Source organism: Scytonema sp. UIC 10036, assembly GCF_009725235.1.
Genome location: NZ_WJFC01000204.1, coordinates 1 through 24,119, shown reverse-complemented (window position 1 = coordinate 24,119; position 24,119 = coordinate 1). Strand labels below are relative to the sequence as shown.

Below are 24,119 nucleotides of genomic sequence, written 5' to 3'. Positions count from 1 at the left end.
CCCCCCCCCCCCCCCCCCCCCCCCCCCCCCCCCCCCCCCGCGCCACGGGAGCAGCTTCTACCTTGTCTACCCCTTCTACCTTGTCTACCCCTTCTACCTTGTCTACCCCTTCTCCCTTGTCTACCCAATCCCCGTCCGTTAAAGAAAAGACTTCTAGTTACAAAACTATTGTCCATCAGCAAGAATTACCTGTTATTTCCTGTCGGTTGGATGCTTCAGAACTTTCCATACTCCAACAGTTATCACAACCAGAGATAATGCAAAATATAGCCAAAAACTATGGCTGGTTTTCTATTGAGCAAATTTTGCGCCAATACGCTCAATACCATCTTGGTCGCCCAATTCGCTCTGCTGCTTTAATTGATTCTTATTTTGCTACCCACCATGATGCAACCGTCTGATTTGGATACAAAAATCCAGCCAATGTCACCAAGCCATGTCAAGAAACAAAGTAGGGCTTCGGTACACCAAGTGACAAATCATCCTAGTATGACTAAACCTGTGTCTAATCAGGTTTATCTCCAAGAAAAGTCGGCAAACGACCTTTCTGGCAAATGCAGAGGAGGAACATCGGAAGTACCTAAAACTAATTTCACAAATAACCACGAAAAAAAATGGGAATCTCAACCTACTTATAGTAATGAGAATGGCAACGGCAACGGCAACGGTTCCGGACGTGTCCCGACAGGAACTGATAATGTAGTAGCGGCATCTGATTCTAATGGCAAGATTGCATCAGATGAAAAAAAAGAAGACACGGGCTTTTTTCCAGTATTAAGAAATACCAACTTTCTTGCTCTTTGGGGTGGACAAGTTTTTTGTCAACTGGCAGATAAAGTTTATTTAGTACTGATGATTGCCATCATTAGTACTCAATTCCAAGCAAGCGATCAGACTATAAGTGGTTGGGTATCGGCGCTGATGATGGCTTTTACTATTCCTGCAGTGCTCTTTGGTTCTCTTGCAGGTGTGTTTGTCGATCGCTGGTCAAAAAAGGCAGTTTTGGTATCAACTAATGTTTGGCGAGGCATACTGGTTTTGAGCATTCCACCACTTTTGTGGCTCAGTCAGGATTGGCAACCATTTCTAGGAGTTTTGCCAGTAGGATTTGTCATTATTTTGGCAGTTACTTTTTTAGTGTCCACACTAACACAATTTTTTGCACCAGCGGAGCAAGCGGCAATTCCTTTGATAGTACAAGAACAACATTTACTTTCTGCTAATTCACTTTACACCACAACCATGATGGCATCGGTGATAGTTGGGTTTGCGGTAGGAGAACCTCTGTTAGCTGTGGCAGATCGCATTTGGTTACTACTTGGTGGTAGTCATGGGTTGGGCAAAGAAATAGTGGTTGGAGGTAGCTATGCGATCGCAGGAATGGTTTTGTTGCTCCTTGCAACTCATGAAAAACCTCACCAACCTGATGTAGAACCACCTCATGTTTTAGCTGACTTGCGGGATGGTTTTCGGTATTTGGGAGAAAATTCTCGTCTTCGTAGTGCCCTGCTTCAACTTATAATATTGTTCTCTGTCTTTGCTGCTTTAACCGTGCTTGCAGTTCGGATGGCAGAATTAATTCCTCACTTAAAAGCATCTCAATTTGGCTTTTTGCTTGCCGCAGGTGGAGTTGGCATTGCCTTAGGAGCAACAATTTTAGGATTGTTCGGTCAGCGCTTCTCATACACTCAACTCAGTTTGTTTGGTAGTTTGGGTACAGGCGCATCTCTTATTGGGTTATCAATATTTACGCAGCAGCTTTGGGTTGTTCTGGCTTTGGTAACGCTAGTCGGTGTTTTTGGAGCATTGATAGGTATACCCATGCAGACTGCTATCCAAACAGAAACCCCTGCAGAAATGCGTGGCAAAGTTTTTGGTTTGCAAAACAACGTTATTAATATCGCTCTTACCCTACCCCTAGCATTGGCTGGTTTGGCAGAAACCTTTATTGGATTGCAAGCAGTCTTTGTGGCATTAGCTGCGATCGTCTTTTCAGGTGGTGTATTAACCTGGTTTAACTCCTCCAAGTCATCGCCCTGAACTGCGTGCAACAGAACAGCCAGTATTTAGCTGTTATTGCTTACTTGTTGACTGAAAGCTTCACTTTTCATGGTAAACTTACCACATTGAAGAGTTCTCTCATACTTGTTGTAGCAGTGACCAGTGACCAGTGACCAGTGACCAATGATGTTCTCTCATACTTATTGGGAGCAACAAAAACTTCCACTGGATACTATCACTAGTATCTGGGAAGTATTTTGTTGAATTAATAATATTGAGAGAATAACCGAAGTCAAAAATTTACTGTCCGGAAAGATGCCAATTTTTCTCTAAAAGCAGTTATTTTTGAATTTTTTAAGATGTCTCAATATCCAACAAGTAAAATCTCAAAAAGAACCGATCAAAAAAGACAAAAAGTTAATATAATTAATTTCGCTTTCCTGATAGCTAACAAAGAATGCGTATAGCCTGGATTGGAAAAAAATCTCCCTTTTGCGGTAATGTCACCTATAGCAGAGAAATTACAAACGCATTGCTAGACGGAGGACATCAAGTTAGCTTTCTTCATTTTGCTCAAGAAGAATCGGATTCGGACAATTGGCCTAATTGCCCAGAAGTAACCCTGCCCTTCATTTACAAGTCCCAGGTTTACACAATTCCGACTTTGAACGCGACTAAGGTTTTGACTCAGTCGTTGCGACGTATCAAACCAGATATAGTTCATGCTTCGCTGACTCTGTCTCCCCTTGACTTTGTTCTACCGGAAATATGTGAAAAACTGAACTTGCCGTTAATTGCTACTTTTCACACCCCCTTTGCAGGTAAAGGAGCAAAACTTGTATCGGGAACACAACTTTTGGCTTATCAACTCTACGCGCCTTTTCTGGGTAACTACGATCGCACGATAGTGTTTTCCCAGATTCAGCGAGATTTGTTAGCCCGTTTGGGAGTTCCGGAAGAGAATATCGCCGTGATTCCCAATGGTGTAGATGTTGTTAAGTATTCTCCCGGACCTTCTCAGGTCAAAGCTGAGTTTCGAGCCAACCGTCTGTTTGTCTATCAAGGTCGCATAGCCCCAGAGAAGAATGTTGAAGCTTTGCTGAGGGCATGGAAGCAAGCGGATATGGGTCCACAGAGCAAGTTACTTATTGTTGGTGATGGACCTTTAAAGCCATCCCTAGAAACATTTTATGGTGAAGAATACAACATCATTTGGTTGGGATTTGTAGCAAATGAACAACGGCGCATCGAAATTTTACGAGGTGGTGATGTCTTTATTTTACCTTCACTTGTAGAAGGTTTATCTCTGTCACTACTAGAGGCAATGTCTTGTGGAATTGCTTGTATAGCAACGGATGTCGGTGCAGATGGGGAAGTTCTAGACAAAGGAGCAGGAGTCGTTCTCAATCCTAAAACAGTGCGTTCCCAATTGCGGACACTTTTGCCACTGTTCCAAGACCATCCAGAATTAACAACTTTGTTAGGGCAAAAAGCCAGACAAAGAGTGCTAGACAGCTATACTCTCAATAAAAACATTGCTAAATTGGTAGAACTTTATACTGAAGTTCTTAAGCAGCGCAGCTTTCAGTTTAGTCGCGGTGCTTAGGTGAAGTTTACCCCTCCCTAACCCTCCCCTTATAAAGGGGAGGGAACTGAGTTTCTTATTTCCCCCCTTTCCAAGGGGGGATTAAGGGGGGTAAAACTGTCTCAATATATACCAAAAACCTGCTTTTATCGCTCGCTTATTACATATGAGCGCAAATTCCATCTATCTTAATGAAGAGAAACTCAAATGGTTTCGTCAGCAACTGCTAACCTGGGCACACCTGAACCGCAGGCGATTTGCTTGGCGGAATACTCAAGATCCTTATGCTATACTAGTCGCCGAAGTTTTCCTGCAAAAAACCAACGCACCTTCAGTCGCGTCTTTGTACGAAACTTTTATGGAGCGATATCCCACAGTCAGGGTCTTGGCGAACGCCTCTCTTGCTGAGATATCGGAGCTTTTGCAGCCTTTGGGTCTTGCTTTTCGAGCAGAACGACTGCATAAATCAGCGCAGATAATTGTTAAAGATTATGAAGGAAGAATTCCCGAACAAGAAGCACAGTTGTTAACACTTCCTGGCGTTGGTAAATATATAGCCAGGTCGGTTTGTGCCAATGCTTTTGGACAGCCCAAAGCAGTCATTGATACCAATGTTGCTCGTATTTTGGAGCGATTTTTTGGATTGCAAGGTGGTCGGGTAAAATCTCGGTGTCCCCTGCTTTGGCAAGCTGCCGAACAAGCTGCACCCACGAGCGAAGTCGGAGCTTGGAATTTAGCACTTTTTGACTTTGGGGCTAGCGTTTGTACGGCAAGAAATCCCTTATGTGCAGAGTGTCCTTTGCGACATCAATGTAATTACTGCATCAAAAAAGCTTCTCTACAATCTGCTCATTAGCATTGATGATAGTTCCAGTAAACTACCAAAGCATTATGGGTAACCCAGCAATAACACACGCAATACTTGTCCAAACAGAAAAGCCCTGAATGTCAGCTTCATCTAGAGCAGCACTCATTTGAATCATAGCCCCACATAACGCTAGCAGTAGCATCAGAAAAAAAGTGGCATATCCCAAATAAATCATTATTCATCCTCACTACTTTTTGTTATCCGTTCTAACGGAGGGAGAAAAGCAATTTCTCTGTCAAGAGTTAAGCATTGTGTTGGGGAGCGTACATCCGAAGGAAGAAATTGCATCAAACATGACTTTCTGCACTAGAATATTCGCCATCTTGAGTCGGTCTTAGGGAATTTTTTCTAGAATAAACGAGAATGCTAGCCATGTTATCCTGTTTTTCATCTCAGTTTTGCGACACTCATGCAAGAACACCCGGAAGCACAAGCTAAAACTTTGTTTGATGAAGGGCTTCGGCTTTTTGAGGCAAGGAAGTATACTATGGCGATCGCTTCCTTGGAAGAAGCTCTAAAGCTAGATCCCACCTACAGTGATGCCTGGTGCTGTCATGGACTGGCTCTAGGACATCTGAAGCGTTACGCAGAGTCTCTTGAGAGCTTTAACCGTGCTCTTGCTCTTAGCCCTAGAGATCGCCGTGTTTTAAATAATCGTAGCTTAATATTGGCTGAATGGGGCAAGCATAAAGAAGCATTGGAAAACTACGATCGATTACTGTCATTATATCCCGATGATTATGAAGCTTGGGACTCGAAGGGAAACTCTCTTGCCATCTTAGGAAGATATACAGAAGCTCTGAATGCCTACGAACGTTGCATAGAGTTTAACCCTAATTATTATAAGGCTTTTACCAACCGTGGCTGCGCTTTGGTCAATTTGAAACGCTACAAGACTGCTCTTCGCAGCTTTGACCAAGCATTGAGCATCCAACCGGACGATCCGGCTGTGTGGTATAATAGGGGATGCTGTTTCATGGCATGGGATAAACCAGAAGAAGCAATTGACAGCTTTGACAAAGCCATTGAACTTGACCCCAAATACCTAGCAGCTTGGATAAACAAAGGAAATATGCTAGGTGAACTTAATAAAGAAGAGGAAGCATTGGCCTGCTATAACTATGTAGTTAAGATCGATCCGCAAGATACTCATGCATGGAACAACCACGGTATAACATTGCGAAGACTTGGCAGAACCAAAGAAGCGATCGCATCTTACGATAAATCCATTAAAGCCGATCCCAACAATTTTGAAGCCTGGGATAACCGGGGATATGCACTTGCAAAACTAGGCAAATATCGCGAAGCTCATGAAAGCATAGATCGCTCCCTGCAAATCAAACCCGACCATGCAAACGGTATTTACAACAAAGGTTACTGTTATGCGTGTCAGGGCAAAGCATCTCTAGCGGTTGATTGCATTGCTCAGGCTATCAAACTCAATCCAGCAAAGTATTTACCAACTGCAAGAACTGATAAAGATTTAGATAGTTTGCGAAAAAATAAGCGATTTCAGGCACTTTTGCAGGGAAATTAGTGGAGCAATGGGTGGTTATTAATTACTAATTACTTAGTTCGTGGGTTTATCAATAATTTGAAACTGCTAGCAGAAAATATAAACTTTTGTAACAGTTTGAATAATTGGTAAACGCGAGCCGGATAAGTTCATAAAGGGCTGTAATTTATATTATGAAGAGAGTTAATTTGTTTTTAGCTCTTATTGAAGCATATCTGAGGAACTTTAGAATTTCATACAGTATTGTTGCCTCCGCTCATTGATGATCGAGCAGTTAAGGCTAACTAACCTTAGAAAATTAGATTTTAGGTAAGAAAGCCAGAGTGGCAAATGTCAGCACGTGAGAGAATGTCGCTAAACCGAGATAGACTGGGTGCTCCTACCAAGTTCACTTAGATTGTAATTTAATCCCATAGCAGAGAACTTTTCCCATGTCTAATCAAAGTGACATCCAATTTTGGGGAGCGGCTGCTTCTAATGCCGTGCCACAAGAGGAATTAATAGCACCTACCAATCAAGAAAGCTTTTTCCAAGAATTATCTGAAGAGAAGTTGGAAACTGTAGTAGGAGGCTCTGTAAGACTGTTAGATATCATACCACATACCTGTGGTATCGGGCTATCCCTTTCGCCTCAAATATCGATCGCAACCCAATTCAGGGGGTATGAGGATGAAATCCCCCCATTTCCGATTCCACCAGGAGTAGGACCAAGAGGCGACATTTTCAACCCACTAAGTTTTGATATCGGAATTCGATGAAACTGCATTGTTACCTCTTGTTCAGCGCTAGCATCCCCATCTTCGTCTCAGTCACCATCACCAACAGCTCCACTAGAGCGCAAATCGTCTCGGATACTAGCCTCCCCAACCCCTCTGTCGTCACAACTGAAGGTAATATCCATACCATTACTGGTGGCACAATATCTGGAAGCAATTTGTTCCACAGCTTTGAGCAGTTTTCTGTCCTCAAAGACAACACAGCCTACTTTAACAACGCTGTCGAAATCCAAAACATCTTCAGCCGGGTAACAGGTGGATCTGTCTCTAACATTGATGGTCTGCTGAAAACTAACGGCACAGCTAACTTTTTTCTACTGAATCCCAATGGGGTGATCTTTGGTCCCAATGCAAAGTTAAACATCAACGGCTCATTTGTGGTTTCAACAGCCAGTAGCCTTAAATTCGCTGATGGGAATCACTTTAGTGCTGTTGATAAAAACACCCCACCTTTACTGACAATCAATACCCCTGTGGGATTGCAATTTGGTGCTAATCCAGGACAGATTTTTGTACAAGGAGATGGTCAAGGTGCAAGGAAGTCGAACGATCCCATTATACAGCCTAATGTGGGCGGATTGCGCGTGCAGTCAAATCAAACCTTGGCTTTAGTTGGAGGTGATGTAGTGCTTGAGGGAGGAACACTCAAGACGGCAGGGGGACGGATTGAATTGGGAAGTGTGGGCGCTAACAACTTTGTTAGCCTGAATGCAATCGATAAGGGCTACATCTTAGGCTACGATAGCGTCTCTACTTTTAAAGACATTCTACTGTCCGGTAGGGCTGTGGTTGATGCTAGTGGTGAAGGTGGTGGCGATCTCTCTGTCTGGGGATCTCAGGTAAGGCTAAAAGATGGTTCTCAGATTGAAGCGAGTACCCTGGGAAACAAACCAGGAGGCACATTGAGTTTGAGAACATCAGATTTGCTGGAGTTAATAGGTGTAGATAGCAACATAACCACTGTTGTTTACCCTAATGTAATCGGTACTGGTGGCAACATAACTTTGAAAACCAAGCAATTGATTGTCCGAAATGGAGCGTTAGTATCTGCTGATACTCGTGGATTGGGTCGAGGAGGAAACCTGACGGTCGAAGCTCGCGATTCAGTAGAATTAATTGGTACTTCAGCAGATGGGACTCGTTCCAGCCGTATATCCACCATAGCAGGCTCTAGAGTAAACTCCAAAGCGAGTGGTGCTGGAGGCAATCTTATCTTGAAAACGGGACGATTAAGCACCCGTAATGGAGCTTACGTATCTGTTGATACTATAAGTGCTGGGAAGGGAGGAACTTTAGTAGTTGACGCTCTCGACTCAGTGGAACTAATTGGCACTTCAGTCGATGGTACTCGTCTTAGCGGCATATTTACTCTAGTATATCCTCAAGCTACGGGTGCTGGGGGCAATCTCACCCTGAAAACGGGACAGCTAATTGTCCGAGATGGAGCTGCAGTATTAGCTGATACTACAGGATTTGGGAATGGGGGGAATTTGGCAGTAGAAGCTCATAAATCGGTGGAACTCATTGGTACGTCAGTATATGGTAGTCCTAGCCAGATATCGGCTTCAGTCCATAAGGATACCAGAGGCGCTGGAGGTAATCTTAACTTAACAGCAGAAAGGATAATTGCCAGAGATGGAGCCGTAGTAACAACTGCTACCTATGGTTTTGGAGCAGCAGGTAAGTTAACGGTCACTGCTTTGGATTTGATAGAACTAAGTGGGACTTCAGTCTTTAGCGATCGCGGCAGTGGCTTATTTACTTCAGTTCAAGAAGGTGCTTTGGGTTCTGGAGGTGAATTAACCTTGGACACACAAAGGTTAATTCTCCGAAATGGCGCTGTAGTATCTTCTGGTACATTGGGTAAAGGGCGTGGGGGCAATTTGGAGGTGAGAGCAAGGAAGTCAGTGGAACTGATTGGAACTTCAAGCGATGGTAAATTTTCCAGCCGGTTGTCCGCTCGCTCCACAGATACTGCAAATGCCGGAGACGTGAAGATTTATACTGGGCAGTTGAGAATCTGGAATGGCGCTCAAGTGACTGTAAGTGGTGAAGGAACAGGAAATGCAGGCACTCTCAAAGTAGAAGCTGACTCGATACTCCTAGACAACAACGGAAAACTGACTGCATCAACTGCATCTGGTGAGGGTGGCAATATTGATTTGCAAGTGCAAGATTTAATTTTAATGCGCCGCAATAGCTTGCTGTCTACCCAAGCAGGCAACAATGGCAATGGTGGAAATATTAGCATTAACGTTCCTTTCATCGTTGCCATCAAGAGTGAAAATAGTGATATTGTAGCCAACGCTGTCCGAGGCAACGGAGGTAACATCAATATCAATACCTTTGGTATCTATGGGCTTTCCAAGCGTCCCAACCTGACAGAGATGAGTGACATCAACGCCAGTTCTGAATTTGGGCTAAACGGCAATATTGAAATCAACACCCTTGGGATCGAACCTAGCCTGGGAATAGTCAACTTACCTGTGGACATAGTTGAGCCAAAAATTTCTCAAGATTGTCAAGTGAGTTCTCGTGAAAACCAAAGTCGATTTACGATCGTTGGACGCGGCGGCTTGCCTCCCAGTCCCACAGAACCCCCGAGCAGCGATACTGTTATAGCAGATTGGATTACTCTTGACTTTGAACGTGAAGCACGATCTACAACCACAAGCAAAAATTCCGCTAGCCCCACACCAATGCCCATTGTAGAAGCTACCGGATGGGCAGTTAATTCTCAAGGGGAGGTGATTCTCACAGCCAATGTACCTGCTGTTAAGCTCCATAAATTCTGGCGTCCTGTAACTGGCTGTAGTTCTATAAACTAGACCTGTTACACTCATTTTTTCTTCATAATTTGCCAATCAGTTATTTTTTTTACTTTCAAATAAAATTCCCCAGATGGGTACTGTTGAAACTAGAAAATTTTTTCAAAATAATATTTATAAGGTGATGAATTGCTAAATTCGAGCCAAGTTTTTGGAAGAGGGTTTAGGCATTTCTGGGATATATTCCACTTAAAATAACTTTCTCTAAAAGTTGATCTAAAGTTAACTTTCAAAGAAAAGTTATCAACTCATGCTAATACAAATTGTAAAAGAGACTAATTATGTCGAAGCAACTTGATGCTACTTTGGAGAATACAGGAACTCGCTTTCACATTTTTCCGCAGCCGCGTTTTCTGAATATATTTCCGCAGCCAGAAGTTATTCATATCTCTGTGCCACCTAACGAGATTCAGCCTGGTCCTGCTGATAACCGGATGTATGTTGTTGATGCCATTAACAAGCTGCCCTACTCGCAGTTCTCGCGCCCACCCCATCTCGGAGCTAAAAATCCGCCTGTTAAACCAGGACCAGATGGGCATTTTGACCATTTAGACCCGGACAGCCGTGAGTTTTCGAGTGCAACCATGTACGCTACCGTCAGACGCGTCCTCGATATTTGGGAGGACTACTTTGGACACCAGATTGAGTGGCACTTTGAAAGTGACTTTGGTCGCTTAGAACTTGTTCCTCTGATTGAATGGGATAACGCTCAATCCGGCTATGGTTTTTTGGAATTTGGTTATGGTCGCAGACCAGGAGGCGGAATCGATCGCGCTCGGCCTTATTGCCAAAACTTCGACGTGCTGGCTCACGAACTGGGGCACAGTATCATTTTCTCGGAGGTTGGTGTTCCGGGAAGCACGGCAGATGATGCTATTGATTACGGTGGAATGCACGAGTCGGCTGGCGATCTTGTAGCCATTGTCGCGTCACTACACTTCAATTCAGTTGTAGATTATCTTCTAGAGCAAACCAAAGGTAACCTCTTTACCGTCAACGAACTAAACCGTGTTGGCGAACTTGACAAAAGTCGGGAAATTCGTATTGCCTTTAACGATTCGCGTATGTCTGATGTCGGAGTGGAACCGCATGACCGTTCGCTCCCACTCACTGGTGGAATTTTTGACATCATGGTCGAAGTGTTCCAGAAGGAACTGGTGAAGCGGAACTTAATCACTCAGGACTTGGCAGACCGTTCAACTCATGGACTAGGGCTAGGCCTGGATCGAGATTTGGACGCTATCGAAGCAGATTTCGCAGCCGCTTACGCAGGGAATGAGGCTAAGTTCAAAGATGCCTTGCTTGAGGCAAGGGATTACCTGGGACGGCTCCTATCACTCACTTGGGGTGAGTTATCCCCCGATTTTCTGACGTACCACACTATCCTACGTGGGTTACTGCGCGCCGATCGCCAGCTGACCAATGGGCAACACCAGCAAACGATAAGAGAGTGCTTTGCGTGGCGTGAAATCAGTCTCCTTCCTGGAGCGCTTTTGCTACGCCCGCACACTCTAAGGGAGTGCGGATTCGTCCTGAAATAAGAAGTTGTTGGGTGTTTGTATTCAAGCAGACACCTGTTTTTTTCTTTTGCACTTTTTCATCAAAGACCACCCCAAACTTGTTGGTTGTTGGTAAACCCGCTTCAACGTATTCACATCCCGAGGAGAAATTGGTGGTGGATTGCGGACTTGGGAAAAGTACAAGGCATCCGTTTGTTGCGGACTGTGCCCCCAAATGCCCAAAGCGTGACCGAGTTCATGACGAGCAGCTGCCAACACATACTCACCTGTTTGGCTGGGACTGAGCAAAATTAAGAAGCGATGCGACAAAAGATTATTTTTGCTGATGTATAAATTGTAGGTAGTTTGGGCAGAACGGGCACGCTTAATTTTATTACCAGGAGAAATTTGAAGTGGAGGAGCTTTTCGCACAATAGTAATATCGGCTTCCTCTGGTTTTTCAATAACTGTTAGAGGCAAATACGCATTCCATTCCTGCACTGCTTGTACAACAGAATTAACCCATGCTTCTGCGTGTTGGTTATTAACTGCTCTTGGTGGTTCCACATAAACGCGAACGGGAAATTTTGACCAAACTAAATAACCTTCTTCAACTGGTGTAACTTGTGCAAAATAATCTCCACTGTTTGTGGGGTCTTGCCATTGTGCTAGTGTTGGTGGTAGCGCATGAGGGAGCAGGGGAGTGGGAGATTGGGAGAGTTGAGGAGGTGGGCTTTGATAATCAGCCAGAATTTGAGAGTTAGGTAAAATAATAAGCAGTGCTGTAACAATTGCCAATACTAACGAAGCAATTAAGCGCTGCCAAATAAAGATTTTTATATTTATTTTCCCAAAAATGCCAAGTTTCATAGCAAAATCAGTAGGTTGGGTTGAGGAACGAAACCCAACATTTACACACATTTGTTGGGTTTCACTATCGTTCAACCCAACCTACAAAAATTCTTATCCAAGCAGTATTGGGAGTATTTATATCATGTTCGGATTCATACTTATACTACATTTGTATTTGGGATGCATGCGCTAAAGCGCAACTACAAACCAACCAGTTTACAGGTCATTAACCGAATTAATTTTCGGTCACTGGTCACTGGTCACTGGTCACTGGTTATTTAGGTAACCAACCTGCACTTAAAACGACTGTTAAACCTAGAAAAATGACTGTCAGCGCCCAAGTCACGCGATTCAATGTATTTTCCGCACTCTTGGTGCTACTGAATAATTGAGCTTGTCCCCCGATCGCTGCGATGCCATCTCCTTTGGGGCTATGTAGTAAAACTAAAACAATCATTCCAATTGCAGAAAATGCCCAAATGCCTTGTACAACGTTAGTGATGGTCATGGAATTATGAATTATGAATTATGAATTATGAATTGGGATATACAAATTATAAATTATGAAGTATGAATTATGAATTGAGATGCATGAATTGTGACCTGTATCATTATTCATCATTCATCATTCATAATTCATCATTCTTTGATTACAGCCCTAGTTGTACGGGAGTGCGAGAAGCTTGCAGGTCATACCCTGTTGGTTGTATCAAAGATTGCCCTGTCATTTCGGGTGGTTTGGGCAATTGCAAAATTTCCAGAATTGTCGGAGCAATGTCAGCTAGTTTGCCATCGCTTCTTAGAACAACATTTGTGCCGTGTCCTGGAATTTTTGCTTTTTCTCCTTCCACCAAAATTAAAGGAACGGGGTTGGTAGTATGGGCTGTCCAGGGATTACCATTACTATCTACCATGTATTCGGCGTTCCCGTGGTCGGCTGTAATAATTGCTGTACCACCTACTTTGCTAATACTTTCAAGTAGATGCCCCAAACAATTGTCCACGGTTTCCAGTGCTGTGACGGTAGCATCTATTTTTCCAGTGTGTCCCACCATGTCTGGATTGGCATAGTTGATGATAACTAGAGAATAAATGCGCTTTTCAATGGCTGCTTTCGCCACATCTGTGACTGCTTGGGCTGACATTGCTGGGGCAGAGTCATAAGTCGCCACCATCGGACTGTTCACCAGTTCCCTGTCTTCTCCTTCAAATGGTTCTTCTAAACCTCCATTGAAGAAGTAGGTAACGTGAGCGTATTTTTCTGTTTCTGCAGTCCGGAACTGCTTCAGACCGTTTTGAGCAATCACTTCACCCAGAATATTGCTTAAATTTTGAGGCTCGAAGGCAACCCCAACTGCTAATTCTGGATCGTACTGTGTAAAGGTCACAAAAGACAGGGGCTTTATTTGCTGTCTTTCAAAACTGTTAAATTCTGGGTTTACAAAGGCTTGGGTGAGTTGTCTGGCGCGATCGGGACGGAAGTTAAAGAAAATCACTCCATCTTTTGGTTCGATCGCTCCTGGTGCTATTCTCACTGGAACGATAAATTCGTCTGTAATACCTTCTGCATAGGATGCCTGGACAACGTCTACAGCTTTGCGACCATCGCCCGGTTCTGCCTGTGTCATCACATCATAAGCACGTTTGACGCGATCCCAACGGCGATCGCGATCCATGGCGTAGTAGCGACCACTAATTGTCACTATACGCCCAACACCTATGCGGTCGATATAGTCTTGAATTTGCGCTAGTGCTTTTACCCCTTCAGTTGGGGTAGTATCGCGACCGTCGGTGATAGCGTGTATGCAAACTTCTGAAATTCCGTGTACTTTGGCTAAGTCAATTAATCCGAATAGATGACTGAGGTGCGAATGCACTCCACCCTCGGAACAAAGACCCACTAAATGCAACTTGCCTTGGCGACTAGAGACTTCCTGGCAAATTTTGACAAGTGCTGGGTTTTGGAGGATGGAACCGTCTTCTACAGCATCTGAGATGCGTACCAACTCTTGGGGTACAACTCTTCCTGCGCCCAGATTCAAATGACCAACTTCTGAATTGCCCATTTGACCTTCTGGTAATCCCACCGCTTTCCCTGATGTTTTTATGAGGGTGTGAGGATAAGCTGCCCATAAGCTATCCATTACCGGAGTTTTAGCAACGGCAATAGCATTTCCATGAGTTTCCTCAGAATAGCCCCATCCGTCTAAAATGACTAGCACCACCGGAGCAATAGGTGCTTTGGTCATAGTATAATTGCCCTTTACTTTTTGTAATACCCGAATGATACCACTGCTATTCACAACCGCAAGTGAATTTCTGCTTATTCAATGCGTTGCTTGTTGGGTGTTAGTGGTTAGTTGTTGGTTGTTGGTTGTTGGTTGTTATACCACTAACCACTAACCACTAACCACTAACCACTAACACATTTCTACTTTTTCTTGCCTGATGCTTTTGCTGCTTTCTTCGCTGCTTTTTCGGCTGCGATCGCTGCCAACTTTGCCTGTTCTTTTTCCTCTGCTATTTTCTCTAAGTAGTAGTGATAATTTCCCAAGTATACACGAAATTCACCATCCCGAATTTCCACAATTTTGTTGGCAACTTGTGTGATGAAATAACGGTCGTGGGATACAACTATAACTGTGCCATCATAATTTTGGATGGCTTCTTCTAGCATTTCTTTTGCAGGGATATCCAAGTGATTTGTCGGCTCATCCAGGATTAATAAATTCACTGGCTGTAAAAGCATTTTTGCCAATGCCAGTCGTGCTTTTTCTCCACCGCTTAATGCTCCTACTTGTTTAAATACCGTATCGCCACTAAATAAAAATCGTCCCAAAAGTGTCCGAACTTCTTCATTTTTCCAATCAGGAACTTCATCATGAATTGTTTCCATGACTGTTTTTTTCAAATCCAAGGCTTCTGCTTGATTTTGTTCAAAATAACCGGGAATCACATTATGCTGACCCAGTTCCACTTTGCCTTCTGTGGGTTTTTCCAGACCCATAATCAGGCGTAATAAAGTAGATTTGCCCGCACCGTTAGGAGCAACAAAAGCGATGCGATCGCCTCTTTCAACTAAAAGATTTGCCCCTAAAAACAAGATTTTATCATCGTAAGTATGGGTTAAATCTTTAATTTTTACGACCTCAAGACCGCTACGAGGTGCGGGGGGAAAACGAAAGTGTAGCGTTCTTACGTCAGATGTTGGTGCGTCAATACGCTCTACTTTTTCGAGTTGTTTTTCTCGGCTTTTTGCTTGAGTACTGCGGGTAGCGCTAGCACGGAAGCGATCGACAAATGCTTGCTGTTTTCCGAGTTCTTTTTGCTGGCGTTCGTAAGCCGATAACTGCGCTGCTTGGTTTTCAGCTTTTTGCTGTAGGTATGCTGAGTAGTTACCAAGGTAGGTAGTAGAAACTCCGCGTTCGGTTTCCACAATTTGAGTGCAAAGACGATCTAAGAATTCCCGGTCGTGAGAAACAATTACCATTGGAGTTGTTAATCCTTTGAGATAATTTTCCAACCACTCAATGGTTTCTAAGTCCAAATGGTTTGTCGGCTCGTCTAAGAGTAGCAAATCTGGCTCTTGCAAAAGAATTTTACCCAAACCCATCCGCATTTGCCAACCGCCACTAAAAGCACTTACAAGACGCTCGCCATCTTCTAGCTGAAAACCCATTTCTGGTAAAATCTTACCTATTCTTGTTTCCAAGATGTAACCATCTAATGCTTCAAACTGCCTTTGCAGACGGTCTAACTTATTAATTAGGCGATCGAGTTGCTCTGGAGTGGCGCTTTCCATGTCTCGCTGTAAGAGCGCCAAATCCTGCTGTACTTGGTTTGCTTCTTTAAAAACTGTCCAAAATTCTTCCCCAACAGTGCGAGTGGGATCGACCTCAAATTCTTGGTTAAGGTAAGCAATATGCAAGCTAGCAGGACGAACTATCTCACCAGAAGTGGGTTCAATCTCCCCAGAGATAATTTTAAGCTGAGTTGATTTTCCCGCACCATTGACACCAACTAAACCTATGCGATCGCCCGGTTTCACTTCCCAGTTTATATCCTTGAGAACTTCGCCTGTAGGGTAAATTTTACTTATATGTTCTAGTCGCAGCATTGAGTCTCTCCAAGGTAGGGTATCGGCACTTAAGGCGAAAGTGTTAGTACAGAGTTTAATCTTAACAAAATTTAACTGCCAATTGGTGGTGTGAAAATACTTAAAAAATTAATAATCAGCAGGAGTTACGTTATGGCAGCAAAGCAATTGACTCAGCTTGTAGAGTCGTTCCGAGATTGCTTAAGCGTTTTAGAAATGAAAATCAACAATCTGCCTCAAACTCTAGACCAATCCGAGCAATTTGTCCAAATTTTTACAGAACTACATATTAATTTTCAAAAATTAATATATTGTTTTACGAGCGAGTGCAAGCAACTTGAAACAGAACGCGATCGAATAGAGGCAGATCTATTGAACAAACAACGGTTGCTCGAGCAGATTGCACAATCAACTCCAGCAATTCTATATGTTTACGACCTGTGTGAACGGCGAAAGATTTTTTGGGAATCGAGCAACCGTCCAATTTGATACTGAATCAGTCTTTCTTAGTCTTGACCAAGCTATTCCGTGTGGATGGTTGCTCAATGAACTAATCACAAACGCTTTCAAACACAGTTTTAGTGACGGTAGCTGTGGAAACATCTACATCCATATCAAAAATTTGGCTGATGATTGGATTGAACTAGCCGTTGGGAATGATGGGAATAGTCTTCCCGTCGATTTTGACATTAAGCAAAACGCTTCTATGGGACTCAAGCTAGTTATGCTGTTGGTTGAACAATTGATGGGTAAGTTTGAAGTGGAGCGGGGAGATGTGACATGGTTTAAAATTCAAATCTTTCCATCTCAGTGTTAAGTACAGACAAATAATACAAAAGCGAAATTTTTTCCATAGATAAAAAGAATAAAATAGAATTTCACCTTTTTCAAGCTGTCCTAAGCTAAATATGGCAGGCATTTTGATAGTTGAAGATGAGCGAGTCGTTGCTTGGAATCTTCAAGCTTCCTTAGAAAAGTTGGGGTATACCGTTGCAGGTAACATTACATCTGGTGAAAAGGCAGTCGATCTCGCGGCAACGCTCACACCAGATTTGATACTGATGGATATCCGACTACAGGGAAGCATGGATGGTATAGAAGCAGCTACCAGAATTCGCGAGCGGTTAAACATTCCGATTGTTTACTTAACAGCATACGCTGATGAGCTAACTATAGCGCGAGCGATGGCTACCGATCCCTACGGTTATCTTATTAAACCCTTTAAACGTACCGAACTGCAGACAACTATCACCACAGCTTTGCGACGTTCTCAGTTGGAAAGACAGCTACAAATGAGTGAAGCTAGATTTCAAGAGGTAGCAGCAAACCTGCCTAGTGTAATTTATAGGCTGTTGCATCGGCGAGATGGAACGAATCAATGGCTTTACATCAGTCCCAGTTTCCAAAACTTGTTTGAAAGAGATCTTGTGTCTTTCCAACAGGGGGGTGAGTTTATACAAAGTTCTATTTACCCCGAAGATGTTAGTTCTTTAAAAGAATCGGTACACGCTGCTTTGGAAACAATGCAACCCCTGAAATGGGAAGGACGCATTGTTATTTCTTCCGGGCAGATGAAATGGATTCAAATTGCTAACCGACCAACTAGACAGGATAATGGAGAAATTATTTGTTATGGGTTAATAGAAGATATAAGCGATCGCAAACTGACAGAACTTGCCTTGCAAAGTCAAATGCAGCGTCAGCGATTATTAACTGAAATTACCAAACAAATTCATAAATCTTTGGATTTTCATGAAATTTTGACCACAACAGTTACTCAAGTCCGTCAAATTCTTCAAGTAGATCGAGTCTTAATTTTCCAACTAAAATCAGATGGATCGGGAGTTGTGATTCAAGAATATGTAGATCCTGCCTTTCCGTCAACATTGGGACTTCAATTCTCAGATAGATGTTTTCCCTCTAAGTGTTATGACTTTTACTTCCGAGGACAGTCACAAGTTATTTTTGATACAAATCAAGAAGATTTGAGCAATTGTTTGAAGAGCTTTATGCAGCATATAGGGGTAAAATCTAAGGTTGTCACTCCTATCATTCAACACTTAGAAGATTTAACAACCGTCAGTAGTACTGAGGAAAACACTTTAGAAAGTAGCGATCCAAGAATCCTTAAATCTCAAACAGTAAAATTATGGGGTTTGCTCATCGTTCATGCTTGTTACGCTCATCGACAATGGAAAACACAGGAAGTAGACTTACTGCATCAAATTGCCAGTAATTTAGCGATCGCCCTACAGCAATCAGAACTTTACCAAAAACTGCAACAGGCAAAACAGCAACTAGAACACCTTGCCAAGATTGATGCATTAACCCATGTTGCCAATCGTCGCCGCTTTGATGAGTACTTACAGCAACAATGGCAGCGATCGATCCGAGAGCAAAGACCTCTATCTTTGATTTTATGTGATATCGACCAGTTTAAACGCTATAACGACACATACGGGCATCCAGAAGGAGACACCTGCTTAGTAAAGATTGCTCGTGCAATTACCAATGCCGTGCAATACCCAGCAGATTTAGTAGCACGATACGGTGGTGAAGAATTTGCCATTATTCTACCGAATACTACGGAGAAAGGGGCAGTGCAAGTCGCTGTCAATATTCAAGAACAAGTCGCCCAACTTCAGATATCTCACTCCTCCTCAGATATTAAGAATTATGTCACTGTCAGTTTGGGTATAGCCAGCATAGTTCCCGATGAAAACAGTTCCCCTTCAGCTTTAATTGCAACAGCAGATATGGCGTTATACCAAGCAAAACAGCAAGGACGCGATAGGTATTGTATCAGTGGCTAATTGCTAATGGCTAATTGCTAATTGCTAATTGCTAATGGCTAATGGCTAATGGCTAATTGCTAATGGAAGACTGACAAATGACCAATGACAAATGACAAATGACAGAATATACTGAAATTTTTCTACAAGCGTGAGTGCTGCTTTATATGCTTAACTCATCTTTCATTCACTCCAAACGCAATACCTTTTCTGGAAAGCGAAATATCAAAGATGTCCCCTTTGTGGAACTGTTTAACGGGCGTTTGCAAGGAGTGGTTTCCAGTGGTTCTGATATCGAACGAGTCTATGTTTCTTTTTTTGAAGCCAACACTTTAGATTACTACTGTAGCACTAATAACAATCGTCCTTGTGGTGGGTTGCGTGGATACCCGTGCAAGCATTTGCAAGCTTTACTTCAAGAGGCTGTTACTTCCTATGGGATCGAGCAAGTTGCCAATACTCTCAAAGTTCCTGGTGACATGAGTCAAATTAAAGCGATGGGTGACATACTCAGCCGCACGGGAACAGTTAAAAAAGAACCAGCGAGCGAAGTTTTCAGTCGATTTCTCAACTACCTTCGTTACTTAGAACTGAGTAGTGATAACCATCTTTTACCTGAAATGAGTTGGTTTGTCTAAAGGAAGAAAATTATGGTATTTCCAGATATATTGAACCAACTGCCTAAAGGAATTCAAGAAACTTTTGAATTGATTGCTGATTTTGATCGGTGCTTCCTTGTAGGTTTTGCTAATCTTGACACTCCACACCAGCAAACTCTCAACAGTCTTCAGCAAGTATTTACAGGTACACCACTTGAACAACCCATATCTAAAACTTGTACTGCTCTTCAAAATAATGAGTTTTTAGAGCAACATTTCACGGTTTTGGCAACCGCACGTGCTTCTTTGCAAGGAGCGCTTTTTGATACATTACAGCAGCAAGCAAGGAGTGTGTTAGGACGGGTGGTGGAGGAGAAGGGGGACAGGGGAGACAAGGGAGAAATTTCTCCTTGTTCCAAAATCATATGTGCGTTGGTTCCACCAAAACCAAAGGCACTAATGGCTGCTCGTTTAACTGGTGTTTTGTTGGGCCAATCAGTGGCATTGGTAACAATTCGTTGGGGTGCAATGACGTTGTTTTCTGTTCCTATGGGGTCAGTGATGTTAATAGTGGGTGGAATCACACCTTTGGACATACTTAAAAGGGCTTTAATCATGCTGACGGAACCAGCCGCAACTAATAAATGTCCCACATTTCCTTTTACGGAACCTACTAGAGGAGTTGCCTGATGTTTGCCGAAGAAACTTTCTACTGAATTAAATTCGGTCGTATCTCCCAATAATGTACCGGTGGCGTGACACTCCATGTAGTCAATGTCTTTGGGGCTAATTTGTGCTTCTTGATAAGCCCGTTCAAACGCGAGAATTTGTCCTTTGGAACTGGGGCTAAGCAAATGCTTGCCTCTACCATCATTAGAAAGCCCTATACCACTGATAGTAGCGTAAATGCGATCGCCATCTCTAACTGCATCGCTGTATCGTTTCAGGACAACCATCCCAACACCATCTGCAGTAATCAGCCCTCGCGATGACTTATCCAAGGGACGGCTGAGGTCATTATCTTCAGGGTATCCTTGGATACCAGAAAACAACATCCGAATAAACAGAGGGTCAGAACAACTAATACCTCCCGCTAACATCAAATCAGCTTTATGCGTCTGTAAATAATGAGATGCGAGCTTAGCAGCATATAACGGTGAAGAACAAGCAGCATCAATACAAAAATGAATATTTGATAAAGCCAAAGCTTGAGCAACAATTGCAGCTGGCAAACCAGATATCATTGCATTATGAGCGGAAACTTTTGCAGAAGCATTTGGAGACATGAAATCAAAGCCCTGACACTCCAAAAGTTCCTTAATAGCAAACGATAGTACCTGCTGATAAATAGGAGCAAATAATTTGTTGGAGAATTGCGTAGGCAAAGAGAGTGCGCCTAATATAACTCCGCATTTTGCCAAAACCGCTTCATTTCCTAAATATCCGCTATGCTGCAAAGCTTTTTTTGCAGTATCAAGAGACCACTTAAAGGTATTATCCAAACTTTGCAAAAATTCAGCAGGTAGCTTATATCCAGTTGAATCAAACTGAAAATTCCGAATAAATCCCCCTTGCAGAGAATAAAACTTATCAGGTTGACCTTTTGCTGGATTGTAAAAAACGTGAGGCTCTACTCCAAGTTCTTCAGCAGTCACAAATGATGTTGAATCTTTTTGTTGAATAAGATTTTGCCAAAATTCTTCTGCGTTTTTCGCATCAGGAAAAAGGCATGAAAACCCAACAATTGCTATTTTTTCCACGGTTTATTTCCTTGTAAGAGTTGATTGAAGGGGTTAGAGGGTAGGGGGTAGGGGTTAGGGATAGAGGTTAGGGGCTAGGGACTAGGAATGGGGAACAGAGAATAGAATATAAACTATTCCTTTCCCAGTCTAAAATTACCTAAACCTCTCCAACTCTTTTCTCTGTGTCCTCTGCGCCTCTGCGGTTCATTCAAATAAGTAATCTTGAAACGGAAAATAGTAATCCTACTCCCTAACCCCTACCCCTACCCCCTACCCCTAACTCAAAGACTGAGTAGGGATAATAGTACCTTTGCCATCTAAAAGACGAGAGCAGATATTACCCTCAGCATCATGTACGATAAAATTAGCAACTACACTAGTTGCTGTTTTTGATGTAACTTCACAAGATACATAAAAAGGAGTGTTGCATGGAATCCGAGTGTATTGTTCATATCTTTGCTGACTCGCAGGTAAACAAATTTCTTGATGAAAATGTTGCAGCCAAATCCATAGCGGATGAGTACTTAAATCAATCGAATAAGGATTAACCCAACCTACAGGAAATTGTCCTTGTTGCTTTAATGGAATTTCACGCCAAATACACTCAGTTGTAATTTTTTCAGGACTAATATTTACAACTCTTCTAAGTTCTTGAAAAGATTCTCCATGAAACAGTGGGAAGAAAGATGCTGTTTTTGCTTGATAGAAATCTTTCCCCGTCATAGTAATGATGTTATCTTCTGTGAGATTTAAGGATTCATATGTAGGACGAGTAGGTAATTCTCGCACAAGCTGAACGCGATCTATACTGAAATGATAAATGGGTTTTCCCTTGGGAGATTGGCTCCAGATTTTAGCTTGCAAGATAATTTCTTCAGATTCTGTTTTAGCCATTTCTTGCAAATCTAAAATGTATTCATTTGCCAAGTTTTCATGAAAATTAATTCCTTTGTAAACTTTGAAATCAGTGTTACTAAAGAATCTATAACCAGGATAAAGCTGTTCGCAAGAGTCTACCATCCACGATACCGCACACGTTGCTGGCAAAACTGCTTTACTAGCAATAACGTGATCGAGTAAAAAGCTGTTGTTTTCGAGTGATAGTTTGCGGCGAATTCGATGGGTTTGCAGTTCGGGTTTTAATGGGATGGGAGGTGGAATTAAAGGGCTACCAATAACAACTTGTGCGGTGTCGTGATTTGCAGGATGGAGTTCGTTGACGAGCATTTTTGTTCCTTCTTCAACAGATAAGATATCAATGCCTCGGCGAGCAAACTCTTTTTTCAATTCCGGTGTTACCATACCGCTATCCCAACCAGCCCAATTGATAGCAACTACATGGCATTCAGGATATCGCTGCTTGACAATGTGGGCTGATTTATTCAAGATTTCGTTTGCGATCGCATAGTCAGTTTGACCTATATTGCCATAAAACCCTGTGACAGAAGAAAATAAAACTAAGTATTCAAGTTGATTGGCATTGACACAGGATAAAAGATTTTCTAATCCTTTGACTTTGGCTGTATAAACTTTTTCAAAATCCTGTTCTGTTTTCTTTTCAATCAACTTATCTGCTAAGTTACCAGCACCATGAATGATTCCGTTAACTGAACCAATTTTTTCGGTGACACTTATCAGTTTTTCTTTGAGTGTATGATTGTCTGTGACATCAGCGCTGACATATTCTGCATATCCTCCCGCTTGTTTAATTGTTTCCAAAGTTTGTTTGATTTCTCTGCTGGAGGCTATTTGATTGTAGAGTTTCTGGACGCCCATGGGTGTGGGTTTTTCTCCTTGTGAGAGAAGGTATTCCATGATACGCTTTTTTAAAATAGGTTCTTCAAAACAATCGCGAGCATAATTGGGTTCGGTTTCTAACAGTTCTGAGCGACCTAAAAGAATGAATTTACAGGAATAGTGTTGTGCTAATTTAATGACGCATTTGGCTGTGATGCCTTTTGCGCCTCCACTGACAAGAAAAACTGTGGATGATTGAATTGTGCTGGTTGTAGTCATAGATTCTCCAGATTTTTTTGTATGTTATGTAGGTTACAAAGAAGAATGCAGAGAGTTGGATTTTTGTTATCCTCCCGCTTTAAGACTTTTTTTAATGAACCGCATTTTGGAGCCAGTGCGTTGCTCTGGTTCCCAGAGTTGAAGCATCTGGCGTCGCAAAGAGCACGAAGAGGAGAGGAAGAAGAGTTAAAAATTATCTGCGTTCGTCTGCTACCTACAGGCTGCGGTTTTGAAAGGTAAATTTAACACTAGGCAAAGTAATCTTTAACAGTTGAATTTTTTGCAATACTTAAAGGTGCTTGAAAGTTAATAGTATTTTCTGGGACTTCTTGAGGTTGGTTTTCTTGAGAGGATGGTAATGTCATTGCTGCTACTAGGAGAGCAAAGACGACCATGATTGCTGCTACAAGTGGGAGTGCAATGTTGTTTTCCGAACTAACCGAGTTTTCTGAGGTGACTGCGGGTTCTGAGGCGACTGAGGTTTCTGAGGGTTGTAATTTGCGATCGCTTTCTTGATGCTGGGGAGAAACGAGTCGAATATCGCCAAGATCTGTGTTTTGAGGAGAGAGTCTGAGAAAGGCGCTGTAGTTTCTATAATTTTTAGCTTCTACTTTGATTTCTCCCTCAAGCACGTTGTAATCACCAAAGTCAAGAGGAAATTTATAAATTCCTTCCAGATCGGTGTAAACAATCAGTTCTGTACCAGGTAAACCAATGGAGATTTTCGCTCCACTGATAGGAGCATGTCTGTCTCCATCCACTATGCGACCTATGTAATTAGCTTTTGCCATAATAGGGATTTTGGATTTTGGATTTTGGATTTTGGATTGAGGATTAAAGGATTTTGGATTTTGGATTGAGGATTGGAGAAAACTTTCTTCCTTGTCCCCAATCGCCAATCTTCAGTCCCCACTTCCCATTGACCATACACCAAAACACAATTTCTCAA

General features: G+C 42.5%; 19 protein-coding genes and 2 pseudogenes. 12 read left to right on the top strand and 9 right to left on the bottom strand.

Going from position 1 to position 24,119, the window contains the following annotated elements:
* From F7734_RS64640 to F7734_RS50160, 4 genes and pseudogenes are all read left to right on the top strand, one after another.
* Positions 1-401: pseudogene (locus tag F7734_RS64640) on the top strand (hypothetical protein); the annotation flags it as partial.
* Positions 388-2,040 (top strand): MFS transporter, encoded by a 1,653-nt coding sequence (locus F7734_RS50170; protein ID WP_155751784.1) that lies wholly within the window; start codon positions 388-390, stop codon positions 2,038-2,040. The pseudogene F7734_RS64640 and the gene F7734_RS50170, both read left to right, overlap by 14 nt.
* A gap of 418 nt (positions 2,041-2,458) precedes the next feature.
* The gene (locus F7734_RS50165) at positions 2,459-3,607 is read left to right on the top strand and encodes a glycosyltransferase family 4 protein (protein ID WP_155751782.1); all 1,149 of its coding nucleotides are present in this window, start codon (positions 2,459-2,461) and stop codon (positions 3,605-3,607) included.
* Between the two features lie 145 nt (positions 3,608-3,752).
* A complete protein-coding gene (locus F7734_RS50160) occupies positions 3,753-4,442 on the top strand; it encodes an A/G-specific adenine glycosylase (RefSeq protein WP_155751781.1) in 690 nt (229 codons plus the stop codon).
* A 22-nt stretch (positions 4,443-4,464) separates the two neighbouring features.
* Here the strand turns inward: F7734_RS50160 and F7734_RS61365 are convergent, their stop codons facing one another.
* Positions 4,465-4,629 (bottom strand): hypothetical protein, encoded by a 165-nt coding sequence (locus F7734_RS61365; protein WP_166482654.1) that lies wholly within the window; start codon positions 4,627-4,629, stop codon positions 4,465-4,467.
* Between the two features lie 234 nt (positions 4,630-4,863).
* On the opposite strand from F7734_RS61365, the gene F7734_RS50155 reads away from it, so the two are divergent.
* The 4 genes from F7734_RS50155 to F7734_RS50140 all read left to right on the top strand — a co-directional run bounded on the left by F7734_RS50155 (position 4,864) and on the right by F7734_RS50140 (position 11,115).
* A complete protein-coding gene (locus tag F7734_RS50155) occupies positions 4,864-5,991 on the top strand; it encodes a tetratricopeptide repeat protein (RefSeq protein ID WP_155751780.1) in 1,128 nt (375 codons plus the stop codon).
* 410 nt (positions 5,992-6,401) lie between these two features.
* Positions 6,402-6,728 (top strand): ComC/BlpC family leader-containing pheromone/bacteriocin, encoded by a 327-nt coding sequence (locus F7734_RS50150; protein WP_155751779.1) that lies wholly within the window; start codon positions 6,402-6,404, stop codon positions 6,726-6,728.
* On the top strand, positions 6,725-9,574 hold the full coding sequence (locus F7734_RS50145) for an S-layer family protein (RefSeq protein WP_155751778.1): 2,850 nt from the start codon (positions 6,725-6,727) through the stop codon (positions 9,572-9,574). Before F7734_RS50150 ends, F7734_RS50145 begins: the two co-directional genes overlap by 4 nt.
* Positions 9,575-9,855: 281 nt before the next feature.
* Positions 9,856-11,115 carry a hypothetical protein gene (locus tag F7734_RS50140; protein ID WP_207714401.1) on the top strand — a complete coding sequence of 420 codons (1,260 nt, stop codon included), beginning with the start codon at positions 9,856-9,858 and terminating at the stop codon, positions 11,113-11,115.
* Between the two features lie 21 nt (positions 11,116-11,136).
* On the opposite strand, the gene F7734_RS50135 is transcribed toward F7734_RS50140, so the two are convergent.
* The 4 genes from F7734_RS50135 to F7734_RS50120 all read right to left on the bottom strand — a co-directional run bounded on the left by F7734_RS50135 (position 11,137) and on the right by F7734_RS50120 (position 16,042).
* Positions 11,137-11,943, bottom strand: coding sequence for a peptidase (locus F7734_RS50135; RefSeq protein WP_155751783.1), 807 nt, complete (start codon positions 11,941-11,943; stop codon positions 11,137-11,139).
* Between the two features lie 256 nt (positions 11,944-12,199).
* Positions 12,200-12,433 carry a preprotein translocase subunit SecG gene (secG, locus tag F7734_RS50130; protein ID WP_038078830.1) on the bottom strand — a complete coding sequence of 78 codons (234 nt, stop codon included), beginning with the start codon at positions 12,431-12,433 and terminating at the stop codon, positions 12,200-12,202.
* 142 nt (positions 12,434-12,575) lie between these two features.
* Positions 12,576-14,174: a 2,3-bisphosphoglycerate-independent phosphoglycerate mutase gene (gene gpmI, locus F7734_RS50125; protein ID WP_155751777.1), complete on the bottom strand. Its 1,599-nt coding sequence runs from the start codon at positions 14,172-14,174 to the stop codon at positions 12,576-12,578.
* Positions 14,175-14,356: 182 nt separating this feature from the next.
* Positions 14,357-16,042, bottom strand: coding sequence for an ABC-F family ATP-binding cassette domain-containing protein (locus tag F7734_RS50120; RefSeq protein WP_155751776.1), 1,686 nt, complete (start codon positions 16,040-16,042; stop codon positions 14,357-14,359).
* Positions 16,043-16,174: 132 nt separating this feature from the next.
* Here F7734_RS50120 and F7734_RS50115 point away from each other — a divergent pair, with 132 nt between their 5' ends.
* The 4 genes from F7734_RS50115 (at position 16,175) to F7734_RS50100 (ending at position 19,451) form a co-directional block, all read left to right on the top strand.
* Positions 16,175-16,510: a hypothetical protein gene (locus F7734_RS50115; protein ID WP_155751775.1), complete on the top strand. Its 336-nt coding sequence runs from the start codon at positions 16,175-16,177 to the stop codon at positions 16,508-16,510.
* Positions 16,449-16,838: an ATP-binding protein gene (locus tag F7734_RS50110; RefSeq protein WP_166482653.1), complete on the top strand. Its 390-nt coding sequence runs from the start codon at positions 16,449-16,451 to the stop codon at positions 16,836-16,838. Before F7734_RS50115 ends, F7734_RS50110 begins: the two co-directional genes overlap by 62 nt.
* A gap of 91 nt (positions 16,839-16,929) precedes the next feature.
* Positions 16,930-18,834 carry a diguanylate cyclase gene (locus F7734_RS50105; RefSeq protein ID WP_155751773.1) on the top strand — a complete coding sequence of 635 codons (1,905 nt, stop codon included), beginning with the start codon at positions 16,930-16,932 and terminating at the stop codon, positions 18,832-18,834.
* Between the two features lie 146 nt (positions 18,835-18,980).
* Positions 18,981-19,451: a hypothetical protein gene (locus tag F7734_RS50100; protein WP_155751772.1), complete on the top strand. Its 471-nt coding sequence runs from the start codon at positions 18,981-18,983 to the stop codon at positions 19,449-19,451.
* A 209-nt stretch (positions 19,452-19,660) separates the two neighbouring features.
* On the opposite strand, the gene F7734_RS50095 is transcribed toward F7734_RS50100, so the two are convergent.
* The 4 genes and pseudogenes from F7734_RS50095 to F7734_RS62570 form a co-directional block, all read right to left on the bottom strand.
* On the bottom strand, positions 19,661-21,172 hold the full coding sequence (locus F7734_RS50095; RefSeq protein ID WP_166482652.1) for a polyketide synthase: 1,512 nt from the start codon (positions 21,170-21,172) through the stop codon (positions 19,661-19,663).
* 258 nt (positions 21,173-21,430) lie between these two features.
* Positions 21,431-23,170, bottom strand: coding sequence for an SDR family NAD(P)-dependent oxidoreductase (locus F7734_RS50090; RefSeq protein ID WP_155751771.1), 1,740 nt, complete (start codon positions 23,168-23,170; stop codon positions 21,431-21,433).
* A gap of 248 nt (positions 23,171-23,418) precedes the next feature.
* Positions 23,419-23,961, bottom strand: coding sequence for a carboxypeptidase-like regulatory domain-containing protein (locus F7734_RS50085; RefSeq protein ID WP_155751770.1), 543 nt, complete (start codon positions 23,959-23,961; stop codon positions 23,419-23,421).
* A pseudogene (locus F7734_RS62570) lies at positions 23,940-24,119 on the bottom strand (hypothetical protein); the annotation flags it as partial. The pseudogene F7734_RS62570 and the gene F7734_RS50085, both read right to left, overlap by 22 nt.